The sequence below is a fragment of the Martelella sp. genome, from assembly GCF_984369615.1.
On record NZ_CFHTCS010000442.1, the window covers coordinates 1 to 3,096 of the forward strand.

Below are 3,096 nucleotides of genomic sequence, written 5' to 3' on the forward strand. Positions count from 1 at the left end.
CGAGCGCGCGAGCGACGCCACGGTCAAGGGCATCATCATAACCCATCCGGACCGCGAACTCTTTGCGAAGGCCGGGGTGAGCAAACTCGATATCGCCCGGCATTATGGTCTCGTCGGCGAACGCATGGTCGAAATCTGCGGCGTACGCCCGGTTTCGCTGCTGCGCTGCCCCGCCGGTATCGAGGGGGAGTGCTTTTTCCAGAAGCACGCTGGCAAGGGCTTTCCCGATGAGCTGACCCGCATCGCCATTGCGGAAAAGGACGGAGAGACGGGAGAATATCTCTATGCTTCGGGTCCGGAAGGCTATGTCGCCGCCGCCCAGATGGGCACGATCGAGTTTCACGGCTGGGCGGCGCGCGCCGACCGGCTGGAACGACCTGACCGGATGGTCTTCGATCTCGATCCAGACGAGAAGCTCGGCTTTGCCGAAACGAAGCAGGCGGCTTTCGATCTGAAGTCCCTGCTGTCCGATATCGGACTTGAGGCCTATGCGATGGCGACCGGCGGCAAGGGCGTTCACCTTGTCGTGCCGCTTCGGCGCACCGTTGGCTGGGATACGCTCAAATCCTTCGCCAAAACGCTCGCCCATCTGATGGCCGAGCGCGAACCGGACCGCTTCACGGCCACCATGTCGAAGGAAAAGCGAAAGGGGCGGATCTTCATCGACTGGCTGCGCAATGAACGCGGCGCGACCGCGATCCTGCCCTATTCCGTCCGCGCCCGGCCCGGCGCCCCGGTGGCCACCCCCGTCACCTGGGACGAACTGAAGGAGCTGAAGTCGGCCGCCGCCTTCGGCTTGAAGGACATGGCCGAACGGCTGGGGCAGGAAGAGCCGGCGCTGGCCGTCAAGCCTCAGACGCTCGGCAAGGCGGTGATCGACAAGCTCGAGAGGCGGGTTGGCTGAACGGCTCTTCGACAGCCATGACTGGCTTGCAGAACGCGCCGCGTCGCAGTCCACACTTCAATTGCGACTTGAGTACCGGCGCTTTTTTCACTAAACAAGCCCCACTTTTCCGCTTTATGACGGTTTTATGAATGCTTTCCCGTTTCTGGAATAATTACCTCGCGCCCCTTCTGGGGCGGCCCGCGCGCGTGCAGATCGCCGCCCTTTGCCACCGCGAAGGAGCAGACGGTCCGCAGGTTCTGCTCATCACCTCGCGCACGACGAGGCGCTGGATCATCCCCAAGGGCTGGCCGGTCACAGGCACCGACGGCGCCGGCACGGCGCTGCAGGAAGCCTGGGAAGAGGCCGGGGTGAAACCCGCAGACAGGGATCACCGCTGGCTCGGGCGCTATCGCTACAAGAAGATTGTCGGCGGCGAACTGCCGGTGACGACCGACGTCCATGTTTATGCGGTGCGGGTCGAGACGCTTCTCGACAGCTTTCCGGAGATGGACGAACGCAAGCGCGCCTGGATGACGCCTGAAGACGCGGCCCGCGCCGTGCAGGAACCGGAGCTCAAGACGATTCTGAAGGATTTCCCGAAGCGCATCGGCGCGGCGCGGCGCGGCTAGGCGGCGTGGGACCGTCCGGAAGGACCTTTGGACTGCAAGGACATGCACAGTGACTGATGATGCCACGCCGCACTGGAAGACGCTCGACAAGGACCTCAATCGTCTGACGCGTCTGGAAGAGGCCACCATGTATACCGCCCGCCCGCTGGTGGGCGTCGGCGTCAGCCTCGTTTTCGTGACGCTGACCGTGGTGGCCGCGGCGATCTTTACCGGCGGCGAGCCGCAAAGCCTGGCGGTGGTCGTGGCGGCGGCCTTCGGCGCCTATATGGCGCTCAATATCGGCGCCAACGATGTCGCCAACAATATGGGGCCGGCCGTCGGCGCCAAGGCGTTGTCGCTGCTCGGCGCCATAGCCATTGCCGCTGTTTGTGAAAGCGCCGGCGCGCTGCTGGCCGGCGGCGACGTGGTCTCTACCATCTCCAAGGGCATTATCGATCCCTCGGCCCTTGCCAGCACGGCCGTGTTCGTGCGGGCGATGATGGCGGCCCTTCTGGCGGCCTCGGTCTGGGTCAATCTTGCGACATGGATCGGCGCGCCGGTCTCCACCACCCATTCCATGGTCGGCGGCGTCATGGGCGCCGGCATCATGGCGGCGGGGCTTGCGACCGTGAACTGGCCGACCATGGGGGCGATCGCGGCAAGCTGGGTGATCTCGCCGCTTCTGGGCGGCGTCATCGCGGCGGCCATGCTCGCCTTCATCAAGTGGCGGGTGATCTATGTCGAGGACAAGATCGCCGCCGCACGCGTCTGGGTGCCGGTGCTGATCGGGGTGATGAGCGCCGCCTTTGCCGCCTATCTGGCAATGAAAGGCCTGAAGAAGGTCATTTCCATCGATCTCGGCACGGCGCTGCTGATCGGTCTTGTCGCCGGGATCGCCATGTGGCTCCTGTCGGTGCCGTTCATCCGGCGGCAGGCGGCGGGGCTGGAAAACCGCAACCGCTCGCTGAAATCGCTGTTCCGCCTGCCGCTGGTGGTCTCGGCAGCGCTTCTGTCCTTTGCCCACGGCGCAAACGACGTGGCCAATGCCGTCGGCCCGCTGGCGGCCATCGCCTATGTTCAGAAATCCTCAGCGGTTGCCGGCGAAGTCGCCATCCCGCTCTGGGTGATGATGATCGGCGCGCTCGGCATTTCCTTCGGCCTCGTGCTGTTCGGGCCGAAGCTGATCGGCATGGTCGGCAGCCAGATCACCAAGCTCAACCCGATGCGTGCCTATTGCGTCGCGCTGTCCGCCGCCGTGACCGTGATTGCCGCCTCATGGCTCGGCCTGCCGGTGAGCTCGACGCATATCGCCGTCGGCGGCGTCTTCGGCGTCGGCTTCTTCCGGGAATGGTACATGGAACGACGCGCCCGCCGAATCGAGATGGAGCGGCCGGTTGCCCGCCGCATTCCGGGCCAGGAGCGCGCGCGCCGCAAGCTGGTGCGCCGCTCGCATTTCATGACCATCATCGCCGCCTGGGTGATCACCGTTCCGGCGGCCGCGCTTCTGTCCGCCGGCTGTTTCCTGCTGCTGCAGACGATCGGGTTCTGAGGGCTAGCGCATCGGCCCGAAAATCGGAATCGATTTTCGGAACGCACGATGCG

At 65.0% G+C, this 3,096-nt stretch carries 3 protein-coding genes; all 3 read left to right on the plus strand.

What is annotated here, in order from left to right:
* The coding region (ligD, locus tag AC5DC2_RS21860; protein ID WP_491700008.1) for a non-homologous end-joining DNA ligase at window positions 1-904 on the plus strand (904 nt) is incomplete at its 5' end.
* Between the two features lie 131 nt (window positions 905-1,035).
* Window positions 1,036-1,515: an NUDIX hydrolase gene (locus AC5DC2_RS21865; RefSeq protein ID WP_024707772.1), complete on the plus strand. Its 480-nt coding sequence runs from the start codon at window positions 1,036-1,038 to the stop codon at window positions 1,513-1,515.
* 49 nt (window positions 1,516-1,564) lie between these two features.
* The gene (locus AC5DC2_RS21870; protein WP_491700009.1) at window positions 1,565-3,043 is read left to right on the plus strand and encodes an inorganic phosphate transporter; all 1,479 of its coding nucleotides are present in this window, start codon (window positions 1,565-1,567) and stop codon (window positions 3,041-3,043) included.
* The last annotated feature ends 53 nt before the right edge of the window (window positions 3,044-3,096 follow it).

Coding starts and splice junctions, on each gene's coding strand:
- AC5DC2_RS21865 (WP_024707772.1), top strand. CDS start 1,036: ATGCTTTCCCGTTTCTGGAATAATTACCTCGCGCCCCTTCTGGGGCGG.